We start from the raw sequence: 19128 nt of genomic DNA, 5'->3' as shown, positions 1-19128 counted from the left end.
GATGCTCGAGCCTTTCATGAACCTGTTCGCTCCTGGAGGATCGCTTGAGCTTCTGGCACTTTCCCCTCCGGGCTGGGGGGGGAACCTGCTGATGGGCCTGGCGCGGTCGCTCGAGGTGGCCGCCGGCGCCTATCTGGTGGCGCTGGTGATCGGCTTCCTTGGCGCTTACGGCAAGCTCTACGGGGGCGCGCTGCCGCGCGATTTCCTGCAGGTGTACACCACCGTGGTGCGCGCCGTGCCCGAACTGGTGCTGATCCTGATCCTCTACTACGCGGTGCCGCAGGCGGTGAACAAAGTGCTTGTGGCCTCGGGCTACGAGCGGATGGTGCTGCCGCCGCTTTTGGTCGGCACCATCGTGCTCGGAATGGTGATCGGCGCCTACATGACCGAGATCCTGCGCGGCGCGATCCAGTCGGTTCCGTTCGGCCAGCTCGACGCGGCCAAGGCATTCGGCATGTCGCCGATCCAGACCGCCTGGCGCATCACGTTTCCGCAGATGATGGCGAATGCGATCCCGGGCATGGCCAATCTCTGGCTGATCGCGACCAAGGACACCGCGCTTCTCGCCGTCATAGGCTTTGGCGAACTGACGCTGTCGACCAAACAGGCGGCCGGCGCCACCAAGGCGCACTTCACCTTCTTCGCGGCGGCGGGCGTGCTGTACCTGATCATCTCGATCTTATCGGGCCGCGTCTTCGCCCGCATGGAACGCTGGGCCCGACGCGGCCTGGCTCCGATCAGGGGATCGGGAATATGATGCTCTCCCTCCGCGCGCTGGCGCGGCCGCATCGGGTTTTGATGATCATCCTCGGCGTGGCGCTTATTTACTGGTGCGTCGTCAGCCTGCGATGGGACTGGATCCAGGAATACTGGGATTCGGGCATGATCCTCGAGGGCCTGAAGAACACGCTGTGGATCTGGGCCGTCGCGTGGAGCGTCGGGCTCTTCCTCGCCATCTGGCTGGGTCTCGCCCAGGCGGCTGGACCCTGGTATCTCGCCGTGCCGGCCAAAGCGTACTGCTCGGTCATCCGCGGCACGCCGCTGCTGCTCCAGCTCTGGGCGCTCTATTACGGGCTGGGATCGTTCTTCCCCCAGTTTCCCTGGCTGCGCAGTTCGTTCCTGTGGCCCTACCTGCGGGAGGCTTGGCCGTTCGCCGTGCTGGCGCTGACCCTGTCCTTCGCCGGTTATGAGGGCGAGGTCATGCGCGGCGCTTTCCTCGGCGTCCCGAAGGGGCAGCTCGAAGCAGCCCGTGCCTTCGGAATGCCGCGCCTCACCGCGCTCCGGCGCATCTGGTTCCCCCAGGCGTTCCAGCGAGCCCTGCCGACGGTGGGTAATGAATCGGTGCTGCTGATGAAGGGCACCGCGCTCGTCGCCACCGTGACCGTGATCGATATTTTCGCGGTCGCGGACCAGGTCCGATCCGACACCTTCATCATCTACGAGCCGTTGCTGCTGCTCGCGGCCGCCTATATGGTGCTGACGGGCATCCTCGTGCTGCTCTTCCGCTACATTGAGAGGCTCGTGCCGAACAGGGTCGCGTAGATATCCGCGGAGCCTTCGCCAAGAGGCTCCAGCCCCTCCTCCAGACCGTTTCCCTCAGAGCCGGTCACACGACCTTACCGGGATTGAGGATACCCTTCGGGTCGAGCGCGGCCTTGAGCGTCTTCATCAGCGCGATCTCTTCGGGCGTGCGAGAATAGGGCAGGTAGGCCTTCTTCTTCACGCCGATGCCATGCTCAGACGAGATCGTGCCGCCATGCTGGCGCACGAGTCGGTAGACGACTTCATCGATCGCTTTCAGCGGCGGTGTCGCGACACCCGGCATGCCCACCATGATATGCATATTGCCGTCGGCGATATGGCCGAAGAAGAAGCTGGCGCAGCCGGGAAGCTCGGCGCTGAGCGTCGACTGGCAGATGCGCACGAAGTCGTTCATCCGGTCGACCGGCAAACCGATATCGAACGACCCGAACGCGCCAATCAGCGCCTTGAACTCTGCGCCGGCGTCCCGGACATCCCAGAACGACGTCGCATCGGCGACGGATTGTGCAATGGCCGCGTCCTCGACCACCCCTGCCTCCAGCAATCCGCCGAGCCAGGCCTCGAAATGCCGCGGGTCCGAAACCGGATCGTTGCCCTGGGCTTCAAGCAGCACATAGATGCCGTGATCGCCCGCGAGTGGGCGGCGGATGCTGGGCAGCCGTCGGGTCGCCGTGTCGAAATAGTCCGGCCACATGACCTCGAACGCCGAGAGCAGGGGGCCAAGCGTCTGGCGCGCTCCCGCCAGCATGCGCAGCACCGCGTCGTAATCGGCCAAGCCGCAGACGGCGGTCATTGTCGCCGCCGGCTGCGGAAACAGGCGCAGCACGATGCGGGTGATGACGCCCAGCGTGCCCTCGCTGCCTATGAAAAGCTGCTTCAGGTCATAGCCGGCGTTATTTTTCAGCATCTTGTTGAGCGAGGTCATCAGCGTCCCGTCCGGCAGCGCCACCTCGATGCCGAGCACCATTTCCCGCGCCATGCCATAGCGGATGACCCGGTTGCCGCCGGCATTGGTCGACAGGTTGCCGCCAACGCTGCACGAGCCGCGCGCGCCGAGATCGAGAGCGCAGAACAATCCAGCTTCCGCGGCGGCCTTCTGTACCGCCTCCAGCGTGGTTCCGGCTCGCACCGTCATGGTACTGGAGACGGGATCGATCTCCTCGATTCCAACCAGCCGCTCAAGCGAGAGTGCGACGCAGCCGGCCACCGGCTGCGCGCCGCCGCACAGTCCGGTCAGGCCGCCCTGTGGGACGACGGCAACGCCGTGCGTAGCGCAGATGCGCTGCACGGCGGCCACGCCTTCGGGCATCGCGGGCCTTGCGACAGCAATCGGGCAGACCGGGTCGGGGCTGTTCCAGTCGCGTTTGTTGCGCGCGGGGATATCGTCGCCGAAGAGGATTTCATTGCCCAGTTCGGCAGCGAGAGCGGAAATAACGTCAGCAGTCATCGTTTAGCTTTTTCCAATATCGGGAAGAAATTTGAATGGACTTGGAAATATCATGCCCACGCAGTGCAGGTGCGAGCTTATTCCTTGCAGCATTTCTAACGACCGACATCCTCCTGCAGGAGGAGGGCGACCCAACGTCGTGGATGTTAAACCTTCCGGCAGGCATGAACTATGGGGGCATAGAACCACGTCGTGCCTTACTGTCTGTCAGGGGCTTTTGCAGACGTCCTGAGGCATTTCACGAACGGGCCTCGCGAAGCAATTCTGAATCCAGGGGGAAATCGTATGAAATTCAAATTGTTGATGTTTGCCGCCGCCGCGGTTGCCGCATTGGGCATTGGGTCGAGCGCGATGGCCAGATCCGTCAAGGTGGGCATCGCCGCCACGCCGATTCCGCCGTACCAGGCGCCGGATGCTTCCGGTAAGTTCACCGGCTGGGAAATCGAAATTCTCGAAGCGATCTGCCAGGATCAAAAGCTCGAGTGCGAGCTAGTTCCGACGACGTTCAGCGCGCTGATCCCGGAGCTGACCGGCGGCAAGATCGACCTGATCATGTCGGCCATGTCAATCACCGACAAGCGCCTGGAAGTCATCGATTTCTCGGACAAGTACGCCGCGACGAAGCGGTCGGTCGTGGGCCAGAAAGGCGTCGCCGTGGAAGTCACACCGGAAGGGCTTGCCGGAAAGACCATTGGCGTTCTGCAAGCCTCGACCGACGAGCGCTATGTAAAGAAGTATTTCCCCAAGGCGACCGTAAAATCCTACCCCGCGCAGGATGAAGCCAATCAGGATCTGATCGCCGGCCGCATCGACGTGACGCAATCCGACGAAGTGTTCCTGCTGAACTTCCTGAAGGGAGCGGGCGCCGAGTGCTGCGAGGTCAAGGGCAGGATTTCGCGGTCTGACGATCTCGAGATATTCGGCCCGGGCTCCGGCGTTGGTGTGCGCAAGACCGATCCGGACCTCAAGGAAATGGTCAACAAGGCGATCAAGAATATCCGAGAAAACGGGAAATACGGCGAGATCAGCAATAAGTATTTTGACTTCGATATCTATGAGTGACGTCTAATCCTCCCAGGAGATGCGGCGCAGGCATCCGCCGGGGTTTCCCCGGCGGATGTTTTTTGAGCAGGTCAGGAAATGCGGGCGCCATGCCTCATGGCAGCAGCAAGCAGCTGCGCACCTTAAATTGAAATTTCTCTACGCCTGAAACGCGGGTCGGTGATGCAGCGCGTTGGTGCAGAGGCTGAACAGCTCGTACTGCGTGGAAATGCTCAGCTTCGCATAGAGGTTCTTGCGGTGCGTCTTGACCGTGGTGGTCGAGATGTTCAGGCGCAGGCTGATGGAAAGGGTCGAATGCCCCTTCATCAACAGATCGACGATTTCCCGTTCACGCGGGCTAAGCAGCTTGAATCCCTTAGGTTCGGGAGAAGATGCGACCCGGGTCTTTTGCCAGTACCGCCGAAAGGCCGCGGTCAGGAACGGCACGACGCTGCCTATCCGGCCGACTTCCTCCGGCATGTAGCCCTTGGAACTGCGCTTCCGCGACAGGGAGATCATGGCGCAGGTGCCATCGGGCATCGCCAGTCCTACGCATAGCTCTTCGTTTCCCGCCGGCATGCCCTCGGTGACAAAACCGATTTCCTCGGTCGGCAGCACGATGATCCGGTACTTTTCCAGATCGACATCGTTTTCGTTGAAGCAGGCGATATCGCGCATCCGGTATGGACCGGTGAGCTTCCCCGACCTGTACATGCGGTAGGTGGGATTGATGATGTAGCTGTTGCTCACATAGTTTGCTATTCCCGAGCGATGCGTATGTTCCTGAAGGCTGTCGAACACGACCGTAGGGCGTGACTCACCGGCATAGAGAATCTGCCGGCATTCGTCGAATGTCAGAAGGGTGGACAGGGATTTCGCCACGCTGCACGGCAATTCCGGATCGTCGAGCGTCTCGATGATGGCCGCAGATGCTTCCGCCCATGCCACGGGAAGCTGCACCGGCAGCGCGGCCGGCAATGATGTCAAGTTGCGCGTGCTCACAAAACTCATTGGCTCTCTCCCGAGCTGGCACAGAGTATCTCTTGTTAGCCGGACGCACAAATAAAAATCAAAGCCTTGCAGACCTTGGTCCTCGACCTTGCTTGATCGCCGTATGTCCGGCCGCCATTTTGGCGATCGTAGGGCACCCTCCTTCAGGAGGATAGCGACCGCCCGGGCAAACTCGCCAAAGAAGGGCATCCGTCACGCTGGGGTGTCAACGGAGACGACCAAGACATGCACAAGCTGAGCGCCGTCGACCATCTGGACCGGCTGATTGCGTTTAACACGGTCAGCTCCCGCTCGAATACCGCGCTGATCGACTGGATCGAGGTATTTTGCCGGCAGTACTCAGCGCGCGTCCGCCGCTTCCCCAATAATGCCGGCGACAAGACCTGCCTCTTTGTCAGTCTGGGGCCTGACGCGCTGGGGGGCATCGTACTGTCGGCCCACACCGACGTGGTGCCGACGGAGGGGCAGGCTTGGCACGCCGATCCTTTCACGATGCGCCGTGACCACGGCCGGCTCATCGGCCGCGGCGCGACTGACATGAAAGGCTTCATTGCCTGCTGCCTGGCGGTGGTCCCGCACGTCTCGCGGCTGTCATTGAAGCGCCCGTTGCACCTGGCTCTCTCCTACGACGAGGAGGTCAGTTCCGACGGCGTTCAGCCGATGGCCGACTGGCTCGGCCGATCGGGGCTCGATCCTGCCCTGGCGATCATCGGTGAGCCGTCCTCCATGCAGGTCGTCACCGCCCACAAGGGTGGTCTGCTCAACCGGGTTCGCATCAAGGGCAAACCCGGCCATTCCTCGCAGCCCGATCGCCATGTGAACGCGGTCATGGTCGCCGCGCAGCTCATCGCCCACATCGAAGCGGTTCAACGGGAGCTGCGCGCCGGACCTGTCTTTTCAGGCCTTGATCCGGCCTACAGCACGACGCAGGTCAATATGGTGCACGGCGGGACGGCGCAGAACATCGTGGCGGAACATTGCGAGTTCTCATGGGAAGCACGCTTCATTCCGGGGCAGGACGACCTGGCCATGGTCGAGGCAGTGAAGGCCTTCGCGGCGCGCGAACTCGAACCGGCGATGAAGGCGATCGACAACGCCTGCGGCATCGAGTTCATCATCGAGGCGCATGTGCCGGCGCTGCGCCCGAACGCCAATGCCGATCTCGAGCGTCACCTGATGGAGCTGCTCGGACAGTCTGCTCCCAAGGCCGTGTCCTACGGGTCCGAGGCGGGGATCTTCCAGGCGGCCGGCGTTCCGGCCATCATCTGCGGTCCGGGCGATATCGCGCAGGCGCATCAGCCCGAGGAATTCATAGCGCAGTCGGACCTGGATTCCTGCGTCGATTTCCTCGTCAAGGTCGCCGGAACGCTTACTTAAGGCCTTGCAAGCCTTAGCGCCGCCTCAGAACAGCGGCAGGATCAGTTCCGCAGTGCGGCGGGCGTAGCGGCGGGCGCGCTGTTCGGCCCCTTTGGCGTCGCCCTTGTCGATCAGTTCGGCGATCTCCCGATAGCCGTTGATGCGCTCCTCGCGGCGGACGACGAGCCTGTTGCGGATCAGGTGGATCTGCAGTTTCTGCATGATCCGGGCCAGCTCATGGTTGCCGCTGATTGCGGTCAGCGTGCCGTAGAACTGGTTGCGATGCCGGACGAAGTCGTAATTGGTCTCGGAGTTGTCCGGCTTGATGAGTTTATCCAGCGCGGCCCGCAAGCTCTTCCTCGCGCCGGGCTTCTCGATATGCTCGGCCGCTTGGCGCGCCGCCAGCCCGATGACGACTTCGGTCACTGCGAGGATGTTTATCGCGTCCTCCCGGGTCAGTTTCCGGATTTGCGCGCCCTTGTACGGGTTGGTCGTAACGACTCCATCCGCCTTGAGAATCTTGATGGCTTCACGCGCCGTGCTGCGGCTGACCTTGTACTCCTCCATAAGATCCTGCTCGACGAGGCGCTGGCCCGGCACGTAGGTGACCTCGTAGATGCCGCGAACGATCGACCGGGCGAGCAGGTCCGAGGAGCTGAATTCGCTGTCGTCTTCCTTGACGCTCTCGTCTTCTGTCTTGCGGCTGCGCGGCAACGGATCAAACTCTCAAAACATCGGGACTGGCTGCTGATGATCGGGCAGCTGAGGCATGTCAACCTGCGCCGATCGCTGCGACGAGACGCAGAATGCAGGACGGTTCGGTCGATCTGGACGAGACGCTATCATCGCAGCCGCGCCCTGAGAACATCCTTCTGGAGTTTTCCATTGGCGTTTCGAGGCAGCGGGTCCGTCGATATTTCCAGTCTTTCCGGCACCTTGTAGTCCGCGATGCGGCTCGCGCAGAACGCCCTGACCTCGTCGGCCGACAGCGAGTCGCGCGCGCACTGGATAAAGGCCGCGACGCGTTCGCCAAGGATGTCATCGGGCATCCCGATGACGGCCGCATCGATGATATCGCCGTGGTCGGCCAGGGCATTTTCGACCTCCGCCGAGAAAACCTTGTAGCCGCCGCGGATGATCATGTCCTTCTTCCGGTCGAAGAGGTTGACGAACCCCTCGCCATCGATGGAGCCGAGATCGCCCGACCGCCAGTAGCCGTTGATGAAACTCGCGTCGGTCGCCTCGGGATTGTTCCAGTAGTGCGGGATGACCATCGGGCCGGAGATGAACAGTTCACCGGTTTCGCCAGCCGCCACCTCCTTCCCGTCCTCTCCCATGATGCGGATGTCGCCGCACGCCACCGACACACCGATGCTGGCCGGCTTCTCCAGCGTCCGCTTGGGCATCATGATCGTCGCGGGCGAGGTGGTCTCGGTAGCGCCATAGGCATTGGCCATCATCAGGCCGGGAAGGAGATCCTGGAATTTGCGGATCGTCGCTTCCGGCATCGGCGCGCCGCCGTAGATGGCCCACCGCCAGGAGGACAGGTCGCGCGTGCCAATGTCGGGCGTGAGCAGGCAGAGATTGTACATGGCCGGCACCAGTAGCGCGTGCTCGATCCGCTTCTCCTCAACAAGATCCAGAAAGGCCGCGGCTTTGAAATCGGGCACTAGGGTGAGGTGCCCCTGCAGATGCAGGATCGGCATCAACACGCCGGCAAAGCCCGCAATATGGCTGGCGGGAATAGCTAGAACGGCCTTGGGCCTCTCCGGCAGGTCGAGGTGGAATTTCCAGTGCAGGCTGGAATGGACCGTGCCGAGGTGGGTTATCACCCCGCCCTTTGGCTTTCCCGTGGTTCCGGAGGTGTAGAAGATGCAGTAGGGATCGTCCTCGTGCAGGTCAGGCTCGTCTGTTAGCGGCTCATGCCCGAGAAGCGCGTCGAAGCCGGTCGAGCCGGGGGAGGCGCCAGCCACGGAAACACGATGAGCCAGATCGGGCGTCGACGCGGGATCGGGCAGAACGTCCGCCAGGGAGGCTTCGTGAAAGAGCACCTTCGCGGCCGAGTCCTGGCAGATGTAGGTGATCTCGGGCGACCGCAGGCGCAGACCCATCGGAACCAAGATCGCCGCCAGCTTCGCGCAGGCCAGCGCGACGATGGCGAATTCCTTGCGGTTGGCGACGATCATGGCGACGCGGTCGCGGCGGTCGACCGAGAGATGCCGCAAGGCTCGGGCAACGCGGGCGGCCGCTTCGTCGAGCGCCCGGTAGCTCAGCGTTTCATCGCCATCGGTGATGGCCGGCTGGTCGGCAGCGTTTTGCAGCGCCGCACCAAGGAAATCCCGGACGGAGCCCGGACGGCCGGCGTAGCACCGGACAAGACGGTTGCCGAAATGAACTTCCATCCGGGTCGGGGGCTGCTGCATGCTGATCTCCGATCGTGACCGCTGATCCGGGAATGCCGGTGGGTGTGCTCACGCCGCTACGCCGCCCGATCCTGTCCGGTCGACCGCAGCGCTTGGCGGCGTGTCGACATGACGCTGTAATTCCATCCGCGCGATTTGATCCCGGTGTACCTCGTCTGGGCCGTCCGCAAGCCGGAGGAGCCGGGCCGATGCGTAGGCCATCGCCAATCCGAAATCATTGCTGGTGCCGCCGCCGCCGAACGCCTGGATCGCCCAGTCGATTACCCTGCAGGCCATGTTCGGAACCGCGACCTTGATCATCGCGATCTCGCGCCGCGCCGCCTTGTTGCCGACGGCATCGATGATGCTCGCCGTGCGCAGCGTCAGCAGACGCGCCTGTTCGATGGCGATCCGCGCCTCGGCGATCCGCTCGCGCGTGACCGATTGCTCGGAGATCCGCTTGCCGAAGGCTATCCGGCTGTCGACGCGCCTGCACATCCTTTCCAGCGTGCGCTCGGCAAGGCCGATCAGCCGCATGCAATGGTGAATGCGGCCGGGGCCGAGCCGCCCCTGGGCGATCTCGAACCCGCGCCCTTCGGCCAGGATCATGTTGCCGCACGCAACCCGAACGTTCTGAAACTTGACCTCCGACACGCGGTCGGGAACGCCCCAGTAGCCAAAGACGGGCATTGCCCGGACAACCGTGACGCCGGGCGCATCCTTGGGCACCAGGATCATTGACTGCTGCCGGTGGCGGTCGGTCGCCTCGGGGCGCGACTTGCCCATGAAAATGATGATCTTGCAGCGCGGGTCGGTGGCGCCGGTGGTGTACCACTTGTGCCCGTTGATGACGTAATGGTCGCCGTCCGCCGCGATCGAGCTGCGGATATTGGTGGCGTCGCTCGAAGCGACGTCCGGCTCGGTCATTGCAAAGCTCGACCGGATCTTGCCGTCGAGCAGGGGCTTCAGCCATTCTTCCTTCTGCGCCTCCGTGCCGTATTTGTGCAGCACCTCCATGTTGCCGGTATCGGGCGCGGAGCAGTTGAAAACCTCGGGCGCGAGGTGGGACCGGCCCATGATCTCGCAGAGCGGCGCGTAGTCGAGGTTCGACAAACGGTATTCGCCATCGGGATAAAAGAGATTCCACAGGCCTTTCTTCCTGGCGAAGGGCTTCAGCTCCTCGACAATGGGCTGGACGCCGAAGGGCCCGACCTCGTCGGTCTCGCGATAAAAACGCTCTTCGTTCGGGTAGATATGCTCATCCATGAACCGAAGCAGTCGGCCTTCCAACTCGGTCACGATATCTGATTTCTGCGGGATCATCCGGCACGTCCACTTTCAGTCCACAGCAAGCCCACGGCCAGCCTTCAAAGCCAGGATGCTAGCTGGCGGAAATCTTGAACAGCTCCCGCGACCGACCGCCGAGGATGGATGCTTTCTGGTCATCTGGGATGTCGAGTGCCAGAACCTCCTGCAGAGGGTAGGGGACGTCGAACACGCGCGGCTCGGACGAATAGAAGTTCGTGCCGAAGATCAGGCGATCCGCGCCGATCGCCTCGATGAATTCGGGCAGGTTGTGCCCGGCCGAGGTGAGCTGGCCCGTATCGAAGATGATATTCCGGTTGCGCCGCGCGATGAGCTGCATCCAACTGGAGTGATCTGGGGAACAGAACGCATCGAGCGCGATGAAGGTGACGCCGGGATGCTGGCCCGCGAGATCTTCCAGCCTCCACGGCGACTCCAGCTTGGAATCGCAGATGATATGCACCATGGCCGGCACCTCATGGCGCGCCATCTCCTCAAGGATGGGATGCATGCCGATGTGGTTGATCACGGAGCCGTCGAAGCGATGGTGCCAGACCATCGCCTTCATGCCGAGGTCCACGATGCATCGCCGCGTCTCGTCCACGCCAAGGTCGCCTTCCTTGGGGGAGACGACGCCGGCGGCGGCGACGAAGCGGCTCGGATTGCGGTCGCGATAGGTGGCGAGCGCGTCGTTGACGCGCTTCGTGTCGTCGATCCCCCGCTGGCGGGAGTATCCGGATGCGGGCAGCAGCAAAGCATGCTCGATACCCCAGAAGTCCATGAAGGCGATACGACCGGCAATGTCGGCTTCATGTCGAAGATCGAGAATGGGTGATCGACGCGGCTGACATACTTCACGTTTCGCAGACCTTCCTGGTGGCCTCGAGCGGAGATACTGGCGACGGAGTCGCCGGCCCAGATATCCCGATCCTCTCCTTTTCGAGTCGGCTTGGGAAGGGGTGTCTGTTTTTATTGCCAGACAATTTTGTGCACAAGAACCTGCCAGCAGAACGGATTTGCAGCGGACGTGCGAAACGCGGAAGCGCCGGATATTCAGACCGATTGCTTTTTACATAGACGAGATCGTCTGACAATTTCGATTGACAATAGCAATGGATCGGCACGACACTCACTTCGTCACCTGCGCGTGCTGCTGCCGCTGGCGCTGCCCGGGGTCATCGGTGCGTTGCGGATCGGCACGGGCATGTCGATCGTGGCGGTCATCGTCGGTGAAATGATCGTTTCAGTCTACGGCATCGGCAACTGGATTTCACGCCACCGGACGACCTTCGACACGCCGGACGTCTATGCCGGGATCGTCGTTGTCCTGATCTTCGCGCTGGTGATCAACTACGCGATGGTCCGGCTTGGGCGCCTGGCGACGCGGCATCGCGGTGCCACCTGAACGAACGCGCTTCCTCGCTCCCAGGACCGCGCCCGCCCGAGACGAAAAGCCGAGACGAGCTTCTCACCAGGACCTGCCCAATGCCCGACATACCTGCCCGAATGACCCACATCGAGATCGAGCGATCCGGAGGGCCGGACGTGCTCGTTGCCCGCGAGACCGGGACGCCGAAGCCTGGAAAATCAGAGGTGCTGGTCAAGGTGGCGGCGGCCGGCGTCAATCGTCCCGACGTGCTGCAACGGCTGGGGCAATATCCGATCCCGCCCGGCGCCTCCACCATCCCCGGCCTCGAGGTCGCGGGGCATGTCGTCGCGACCGGGGCGGATGTCTCCGGGATCACCGTCGGCGACGCCGTCTGCGGCCTGACCAACGGCGGTGGCTATGCGGAATACTGCGTGGTGCCGGCCGGACAGGTCCTGCCCGTCCCAGACACAATGGATCTTCTGCATGCCGCAGCGCTGCCCGAGACCTTTTTCACGGTCTGGGCCAACCTTTTCACGCCCCGGAAGCCAGACCTGGGCGCGGTCGTGCTGGTGCACGGGGGAACGAGCGGCATCGGCACGACGACGCTGATGCTCTGCCGCAGGTTCGGCATCACGGCCTTTGCGACCGCCGGAAGCGACGCGAAATGCGAGGCGCTACGGCAGCTCGGCGCGATTGCCATCAACTACCGCTCGCAATCGTTCCGAGAGGCGGTCCTGAAGCCCACCGGGGAGCGGGGCGTCGACATCATCGTCGACATCGTGGGCGCGTCCTATTTCGACGAGAACCTCGGCGCGCTGGCGCGCGACGGCAAGCTGATCCTGCTTGGGCTCATGGGAGGGCGGGTCGTCAGCAATGTCGACCTCATGAGCATCATGGCGAAGCGGCTCGTCATCACCGGGAGCACGCTGAGGGCAAGGACCGACGAGGAGAAGGCGCGCATCGCCGCTGACCTTAGACTTAACGTTTGGCCGATCCTCGCTGCGGGCCAGTGCTGGCCGATAATCGATTCGGTTTTTCCACTCCGGCAGGCTGCGTATGCCCACCGCGCTTTGGAGCATGACGGCCACGTTGGCAAGATCATGCTGGACCCGCGCTAAATTCATACAAGAAATCTATCAAACAGGCACTGCGGTCGCTGTCTCGGGATCGCATCAGGATCCGCTCTCTAGGCACCGAAGATGGTCGCCCCGCCATCGACCACGATGGTCTGTCCTGTGATATAGCTCGCGGCCGGCGAAGCGAGAAACACGGCGGTACCGGCTATTTCATCGACGGTACCCACCCGGCCAAGCGGGGTTATCCGCTCAAAATGAGCCGATTTCTCTGGATCGCTCCACAGAGCCTTGGAGAAATCCGTCTTGATGAGGCCCGGAGCGATGCAATTGACGCGAATGTTTTCAGGCCCGAATTCCATCGCCAGGTTCCTGGCTAATTGCATGTCGCCTGCCTTTGATACGTTGTATGCGCCAATGACCCTTGATCCGAAAAACCCGCCGATTGAGGAGATGATGATCACCGATCCGGTCCCGCTCCTGCGCAACATTGAAAGGGAGAAAGAGATAAGACGATTGTTCGCGACTATGTTGTTGTCGAGGGTCTTGAGAAACGTGTCGTCTGTTATGTCCGACAAGGAACCGTAATATGGATTGCTCGCCGCATTGCAAACCAGTATGTCGAGCCGACCCCACTGCCTCTCCGTCGCCGACAGCAGCGCCTTTGTTGAGATGCGATCCGAGATATTGGCCGCGATCGCTACAGCCCGGCCCTTTCCGTGCTCCTGGTTTGCCGCAACTCCCTCGCATGCTTCTGCATTTCGCGATGAGATCACCACATTTGCGCCTGCCTGCGCCATGCGTTCGGCTATCGCACGTCCTATGCCCCGAGAAGAACCGGTAATGACAGCCACCCTTCCAGATAGGCTAAAGAGTGGGTTGCGATCGTCATTGTCATTTGAGGCGCTCATCGGATACCTGCTGATTGCGCTCGTCCAAGACCGCCATTCATCCTAGAGACCACGTGCGATGCTCCAAGCAAGTTCTGACACCGGTAGAGACTTGGCACCCAGTTCGGCGGCTTCCGGGTCGGAAGCCGTCCCGTCCACCCACCGCTTTGCAATTCCTTGCAGAATTGCCGCCAATCGAAACATCGCCAGCACCAAGTAGTATTCCCATTTTGCCGGACTCTCAAAGCGAGTCTTCTCGAAGTAATCCGCCACGTACCTTGCCTCATCAGGCACGCCTTGTTGTTCCAATTGAACACCTGCAAGTCCCCGGAAGAGTGTGGGAGACAAACGCCAAATCATTACATGGTAGGCAAAGTCCGCAATTGGATCACCAAGCGTCGAAAGTTCCCAGTCAATGACGCTTACGACTTCGGGCTTCACAGGATGAACTAGCACGTTGTCCAGCCGAAAATCGCCGTGGACGAGTCGCGACGCGCTATCAGCGGGGGCATGCTCCAACAGCCACGCAACCAACCTCTCCCAAGCCGAGTTGTCCGATGTCTTGGACCGCTCATACTGTTTCGACCATCGCGCGATCTGCCGGGTGATATATCCTTCACGGCGCCCGAATTCGCCAAGCCCAATGGCATCAACGTCGACTGAATGGATGGCTGCGATGGTAGTGTTCATGGAATGAAAGATGGAGGTGCGTTCCGTTCGACTGAGCTCGTTTAGAAGCGGGTCGACGAATGTGCGGCCTGCCACGAAATCCATTACGTAGAACTCACTGCCGAAAACCGTAGGGTCGTGGCAATATGCGAGCATCGTTGGAACGGGAACACTCGTTCCAGCCAAGGCCGATTGAGCAAGAAACTCGCGGTGTACCGCGTGCGCACTCGGAAGCAATAGCCCGCGCGGTCTGCTCCGCAGCACCAGCCGCCCCGCCCCCGATTCAACCAGAAATGTTGGATTGGACTGGCCCCCTCGCAGGCGGACAATAGACATTGGTTCCACCATACCATCGACGTGCCGCGCCAGCCATCGGGCCAAAGCGGAGGGAACCTTCCTCATTGTCTCGGGACGTTCATGCATTGCGAGTCCGATGGTACCCGACGGATGCTATCGCCAGGCAACGTCCAAGGTTGGCCCGCCTATGTCAATAAAAATGTCCTCTATTATTGTCTGACATTCCAAAAAAAGGTTGGAGAAGCAGCGGCGGTGGAATACCTGGTGGAATGGATTTGCGCTCGGGGTTGCGGCGCAACTTTCAGGAGAAACGAGCGCTCGGACAGTCAAGCTCCTGTGCCGCCTTTTTTCGGGCGACCTCTTACATACGCCGGACAAGGTGCTAACGACTGTCAGAGCAAGTGTTAGACCTGCGCTCGAAGCGGTTGGCGGACGGTTGCCGAAGGTTCGATCCAAACCGACCTCAACACCAGGTCGCGGGAGCCGAGCGCAGCTACGCAGGGTGGCTCCCGTCTGACGATGATCGGCGCAGCTCCGGGGCGGCGGCGACTCGGAGGCGGGCCATCGGCCCGAGATATCAGACTACTGAGATATCAGATTGACAGCAGCCAACTCGCGACGGCTATAATTGCCTACCAGAAATAGGGCGAAAGCCGACTGATCGGGCCAGCAATATTCTACGATTAGACCGGAGTGGATTTTGGCGATCATCGTCGGATATGCGGACCGGAATTCGGTTCGACCTGGTGAAGTAGTTGCGCTGAAGGTCTCGAGCGAGGCGAGGTCGAGCTACCGGGCAGACCTCGTGCGGATCATCTCGGCGGACCCTAATCCCGATGGCCCCGGTATCCGGCTCGACGAGGTGGACTGCGACTTCGCCGGATCCTATCCGTCGCGTTTCCAGCCCTCCCGGCCCGGTTCCTGCGGGATCATTCAGCCGGCCGCGCCGATTGCGCTGCCTGCCGAGGCGACCATCTCGCTGCGCATGCAGCCTCGGCTTCTGGACGGTCGCCGGCAGGTCGCCGTGTGGCTGGACTTCGGAGCGGGGAAATCCGCTGCCGTCACAGTGGGCGAAGGGGGCCTCGCGTTGGAGTTCGGCGGGCGGATCGCAAACTTTCCGGGCTCCGTTGCCAGGCATGAGTGGTACGAACTTATCCTTGCCATCACGCCGGACCGGCTCTCCCTGTCCGCGACGGAACTCGGACGGCGTGGCGCGAACATTGGCAGCGTGGAGTTGCCGCTCCCGGGACCGCTGACCGAGCTGCATACCGTCCTGCTTGCGGCGGAGCTGTCCGGAACGGCATATGGCGGTTTCTTCAACGGGCGGCTCGAAGATCCTGCCATCCTGAAAGGCGTGGTGACAGCTCCCATCCACCTCTCTGAAGCCGATCCTCGGCTGATCGCCTGGTGGGATTTCGGGCTCGATATTCGCACTACGGTCATCAGGGATCGCGGCCCTCTCGGGATGGATGGGCGTCTGTTCAACCTGCCGACCCGCGGCGTCCGGGGTTCGTTCTGGTCCGGCGACGAGATGTGCTGGCGGCACGCGCCGCGCGACTATGCCGCCATCCATTTCCATGAGGACGACCTGTACGACTGCCTCTGGGAGATCGATTTCGACTTCGTCGTTCCTCCAACGCTCGCCAGCGGTGTCTACGGCGTGAGGCTTCGGGTGGATGGCAGCGAGGACATCGTTCCGATCTTCGTGCTGCCGCAGCGAGGGGAGGAAAACAGGATCGCGGTTCTCTTCCCGACGATCACCTATCAGGTCTATGCCAATTTCCGGCGGTCGAACTTCGATGATGCATACCGGCAGCGCCGCGAGGCGTGGGGCGCCTATGCCAACCATCCCGCCGAGAACGAGCATCTCGGCCCCTCGACATACGACCGCCACCCCGATGGCAGCGGCGTGGTCCACGCCTCTTCGCGTCGGCCGTTCATTACCATGCGTCCCGGCTATCTCGCCTATATCGACCCCCACGGGTCCGGCCTCCGCCATCTGCCAGCGGACATGCATCTGGTGAGTTGGCTTGTCGAAAAGGGCATACCGTTCGATGTGCTGACGGATCACGATCTCGACCGGGAGGGCGTCGAGCTTCTCGCGCCTTACCGGCTGGTCGTGACGACCACGCATCCGGAGTACCAGACGAAGCACACGCTCGATTCGATCGAACCTATTGCGCCGACCTTGGCAGCTTCGCCTATCTCGGCGGCAACGGGTTCTACTGGCGCGTCGCCCGCAGCGACGACATTCCCGACGTCTATGAGATCAGGCGGGCGGAGGCGGGGACCCGCACCTGGGAATCGGAGACCGGCGAATACTACAACGCGCTCGACGGCAGCTATGGCGGCCTCTGGCTTCGCAACGGCCGGCCTCCGCAGAAGACCTTCGGCGTGGGAATGGCGGCTCAGGGCGATTTCACCGGCTCGTATTATACGCGGAAGGCCGACATCCCGGAGAGCGCCGCTTGGGTGTTCGAGGGCATCGACGATACCGTTCTCGGGGATTTCGGCCTGTCGGGAGGGGGAGCTGCCGGCTTCGAGCTGGACTGCATCGACGTCAGACTCGGAACGCCGGAAACGACGGTCGTTCTGGCGTCGTCCGGGGATCACCCGTTCGACCATTATATCTGCGTGCCAGAGAAAATCTCCGACCAGGAGGCGCAGACGCAGGCCTATCAGCGGTCACAGATCAGAGCCGACCTCTGCCTCATCCCGAAACCTGACGGACGTTTCGTGTTCTCCGTCGGATCGATCACGTTCTGTGGCAGCCTGCCCCACAACAACTATAATAACAACATCTCGCGCTTGCTGGACAACGTCATGCGCCGGGTGCTCTAGCCGCGATTGAGATACGGGAACGCTTGTGCGGTCTGCCGGCCTCAAGCCTGCTAACCCGCGCCACTCTCGATGGCGCCAAAGCTGCCCTGCCGTCAACTGTTGTCCACGCGACGTGTTGGCATTGCGTCGGCGGATCAGAGATTTCCGCCGTTTTCTCCTCTCGGAGGCAATCTCTCATGTGAATTCCATCGTGCACGGAATTTTATTTTGCCTTATGGGAAAAGCGCGAAATAAAGGGTGGATACAACATGTGTCCACAGCGGTCGAAATTTAGGTCATTCCCCTTTCCACGTCTAGATTTACCGTTCGCCTGCCCGTGAGGTTTGTCCTGTTGGAGGGCGGACGAACGGGCATCGACGGATAACAAGAAAAAGGGGATCCGGCGTCGAGTGGGAGGTGCAGGTCTCGGGCATTTTGGCTCGGGGTGTCGGCTTTCTGTGCCCTGTGGAGGGCGCTCCCGTTTTTTCGCCGGCATCGCACTGCGATGAACGACGGCCCGACCCGATGAGACGCCCCGAGCGGCTTCATCGATTTCGCGCCGACGGTGTCTCCTCCGGCAGCATTACGCAACCAGAGGTGAATCCATGAAGAGACTAAGCGTGAAGGCCACAATGCATCTTCTCGCCGTGTTGCTGTCAGCTGCTGGGATGACCGGCGTGGCCGCGGCGCAGGAATGCGAAGTAAAACTGGGCGTCGTCGGCCCGATGTCGGGCAGCGCCGCCGCTTGGGGCCTGGCCGCCAAGGCCGGCGCCGAATTTGCGGCCGCGATGGTCAACAAGGATGGCGGTCTCTCCATGGGCGACCGCAAGTGCCAGGTCAAAATCTATTCCTTCGATTCCCAGTACACTGCTCCGGGCGGCGCGGCCGGCTCCAACTATCTCGCGAGCGAGGGCGTGCGCATCACCATGGGTCCGGTTGGGTCGCCTGAAGTGACTGGCTTCCGTCCGGGCGGTACGCGCAACGGCCAGGTGAGCTTCAACTCGTCCTACATGGTGGGCGCGATCGGGCCGGACAATCCGCTGGAATTCCACGCGCTGCAAGCGCCGCAGACCTGGGGTCCCGAACTCGTGAAGGCGGCCCAGGAGCAGTTCAAATTCAAGTCGATCATCGTCATCGCCCCGAACGACCAGGGCGGCACGGATGCCGGAAAGCAGCTCGCCGGCATCTACAGCAAGTCCGGCGTGGAGGCCAATTCCGAATACTACCAGCGCGCGACGACGAATTTCGGCCCGCTGGCGACACGCATCATGATCGCCAACCCCGATGCGGTGGAAATGTCCACCATGCCTCCCGGCGACGCGACGAACCTCACGCGCCAACTCCTGGAGGCTGGATATCAGGGCGTGCTCGGCGTGCTGGGCGGAGCCGGTTCCACGCCGGTGCTGCAGGGCGCCGGCGGGCCCGAGAAGCTGAAGGGCTTCTACTGGCTGGAGACCAGCCCGGTGGACCACCCGGGCATCATCAAGTTGAAGGAGGACTTCGCGGCCGTGATGAAGACGCCGGCTCCCGAGAGCCCAGTTTTCCCGGTGTTCGCGCTTGCAGCCGAGGTCGCGCTGAAGGGCGTCTCCGACGCCGCCACCGATCAGGATCCTGAAAAGATCGCCGAGGCGCTGCGCAAGCTCGCCCCGGAATCCCGCTACATGGGCAAGGCCGGGTGGCGCGGCAAGACGCTCTACGGGATCAACCAGGAGCTGACCTTTCCGGTCGGCCTCGGCATGGTGATCGACGGCAAGAAGGGCGCCGTCAAAACCGTGGAAATTCCCGCGGAGTAAGCAAGCGGGCTCCCGCACGTCCCGAAGAAGGCCGAAGCCTCCGCCGGGACCCGGTCTCCGACGCCGGCTGCGGGCGACGTCGGCCGCCGTTCAATCCACTTCGGACCCACGCA

The 19128-nt window shown here is 62.1% G+C and carries 16 protein-coding genes and 1 pseudogene; 9 read left to right on the top strand and 8 right to left on the bottom strand.

The features are described from left to right. Position 1: 1 nt before the first annotated feature. Both LB558_RS06815 and LB558_RS06810 read left to right on the top strand, forming a co-directional pair. Positions 2–757: an ABC transporter permease gene (locus tag LB558_RS06815; protein ID WP_224696831.1), complete on the top strand. Its 756-nt coding sequence runs from the start codon at positions 2–4 to the stop codon at positions 755–757. Next, complete coding sequence (locus LB558_RS06810) at positions 754–1542, top strand: ABC transporter permease (RefSeq protein WP_224696830.1); 789 nt, start codon at positions 754–756, stop codon at positions 1540–1542. Before LB558_RS06815 ends, LB558_RS06810 begins: the two co-directional genes overlap by 4 nt. 64 nt (positions 1543–1606) lie before the next feature. Here the strand turns inward: LB558_RS06810 and LB558_RS06805 are convergent, their stop codons facing one another. Next, the gene (locus LB558_RS06805) at positions 1607–2989 is read right to left on the bottom strand and encodes an FAD-binding oxidoreductase (RefSeq protein ID WP_224696829.1); all 1383 of its coding nucleotides are present in this window, start codon (positions 2987–2989) and stop codon (positions 1607–1609) included. Positions 2990–3274: 285 nt separating this feature from the next. On the opposite strand from LB558_RS06805, the gene LB558_RS06800 reads away from it, so the two are divergent. Next, entirely contained in the window at positions 3275–4051 is a 777-nt protein-coding gene (locus LB558_RS06800; RefSeq protein ID WP_224697202.1) for a transporter substrate-binding domain-containing protein, read from the top strand. A gap of 138 nt (positions 4052–4189) precedes the next feature. Here the strand turns inward: LB558_RS06800 and LB558_RS06795 are convergent, their stop codons facing one another. Next, the gene (locus LB558_RS06795) at positions 4190–5041 is read right to left on the bottom strand and encodes a LuxR C-terminal-related transcriptional regulator (protein WP_224696828.1); all 852 of its coding nucleotides are present in this window, start codon (positions 5039–5041) and stop codon (positions 4190–4192) included. A 225-nt stretch (positions 5042–5266) separates the two neighbouring features. Between LB558_RS06795 and argE the strand changes: the two genes are divergently transcribed. After that, complete coding sequence (gene argE / locus LB558_RS06790) at positions 5267–6418, top strand: acetylornithine deacetylase (protein ID WP_224696827.1); 1152 nt, start codon at positions 5267–5269, stop codon at positions 6416–6418. 24 nt (positions 6419–6442) lie between these two features. On the opposite strand, the gene LB558_RS06785 is transcribed toward argE, so the two are convergent. The 4 genes from LB558_RS06785 to LB558_RS06770 all read right to left on the bottom strand — a co-directional run bounded on the left by LB558_RS06785 (position 6443) and on the right by LB558_RS06770 (position 10885). Next, positions 6443–7111: a GntR family transcriptional regulator gene (locus tag LB558_RS06785; RefSeq protein WP_224696826.1), complete on the bottom strand. Its 669-nt coding sequence runs from the start codon at positions 7109–7111 to the stop codon at positions 6443–6445. Positions 7112–7239: 128 nt separating this feature from the next. After that, positions 7240–8820, bottom strand: a complete 1581-nt coding sequence (locus tag LB558_RS06780; protein WP_224696825.1) for a class I adenylate-forming enzyme family protein — start codon at positions 8818–8820, stop codon at positions 7240–7242. A 48-nt stretch (positions 8821–8868) separates the two neighbouring features. Next, positions 8869–10122 carry an acyl-CoA dehydrogenase family protein gene (locus LB558_RS06775; protein WP_224696824.1) on the bottom strand — a complete coding sequence of 418 codons (1254 nt, stop codon included), beginning with the start codon at positions 10120–10122 and terminating at the stop codon, positions 8869–8871. Between the two features lie 58 nt (positions 10123–10180). Beyond that, entirely contained in the window at positions 10181–10885 is a 705-nt protein-coding gene (locus LB558_RS06770) for an amidohydrolase family protein (protein ID WP_224696823.1), read from the bottom strand. 246 nt (positions 10886–11131) lie between these two features. On the opposite strand from LB558_RS06770, the gene LB558_RS06765 reads away from it, so the two are divergent. Continuing rightward, complete coding sequence (locus LB558_RS06765; RefSeq protein ID WP_224696822.1) at positions 11132–11509, top strand: ABC transporter permease; 378 nt, start codon at positions 11132–11134, stop codon at positions 11507–11509. Positions 11510–11589: 80 nt separating this feature from the next. Then, a complete protein-coding gene (locus tag LB558_RS06760) occupies positions 11590–12591 on the top strand; it encodes an NAD(P)H-quinone oxidoreductase (protein WP_224696821.1) in 1002 nt (333 codons plus the stop codon). A gap of 68 nt (positions 12592–12659) precedes the next feature. Here the strand turns inward: LB558_RS06760 and LB558_RS06755 are convergent, their stop codons facing one another. Further along, positions 12660–13457, bottom strand: a complete 798-nt coding sequence (locus LB558_RS06755) for an SDR family NAD(P)-dependent oxidoreductase (RefSeq protein ID WP_224696820.1) — start codon at positions 13455–13457, stop codon at positions 12660–12662. 42 nt (positions 13458–13499) lie between these two features. After that, positions 13500–14441, bottom strand: coding sequence for a phosphotransferase family protein (locus LB558_RS06750; protein ID WP_224696819.1), 942 nt, complete (start codon positions 14439–14441; stop codon positions 13500–13502). A 946-nt stretch (positions 14442–15387) separates the two neighbouring features. On the opposite strand from LB558_RS06750, the pseudogene LB558_RS33130 reads away from it, so the two are divergent. The 3 genes and pseudogenes from LB558_RS33130 to LB558_RS06740 form a co-directional block, all read left to right on the top strand. After that, positions 15388–16563: pseudogene (locus tag LB558_RS33130) on the top strand (N,N-dimethylformamidase beta subunit family domain-containing protein); the annotation flags it as partial. Positions 16564–16652: 89 nt separating this feature from the next. Beyond that, positions 16653–17243, top strand: coding sequence for a N,N-dimethylformamidase beta subunit family domain-containing protein (locus tag LB558_RS33125; RefSeq protein WP_412033449.1), 591 nt, complete (start codon positions 16653–16655; stop codon positions 17241–17243). A gap of 584 nt (positions 17244–17827) precedes the next feature. Then, the gene (locus tag LB558_RS06740; protein WP_224696817.1) at positions 17828–19015 is read left to right on the top strand and encodes an ABC transporter substrate-binding protein; all 1188 of its coding nucleotides are present in this window, start codon (positions 17828–17830) and stop codon (positions 19013–19015) included. Positions 19016–19128 lie beyond the last annotated feature (113 nt).

It is taken from the genome of Mesorhizobium sp. CO1-1-8, assembly GCF_020164875.1.
In the GTDB taxonomy this organism is placed as follows: Bacteria; Pseudomonadota; Alphaproteobacteria; order Rhizobiales; family Rhizobiaceae; genus Mesorhizobium.
Note: the sequence above shows the minus strand (reverse complement) of the source record. Positions and strands in the feature narration are given on the sequence as shown.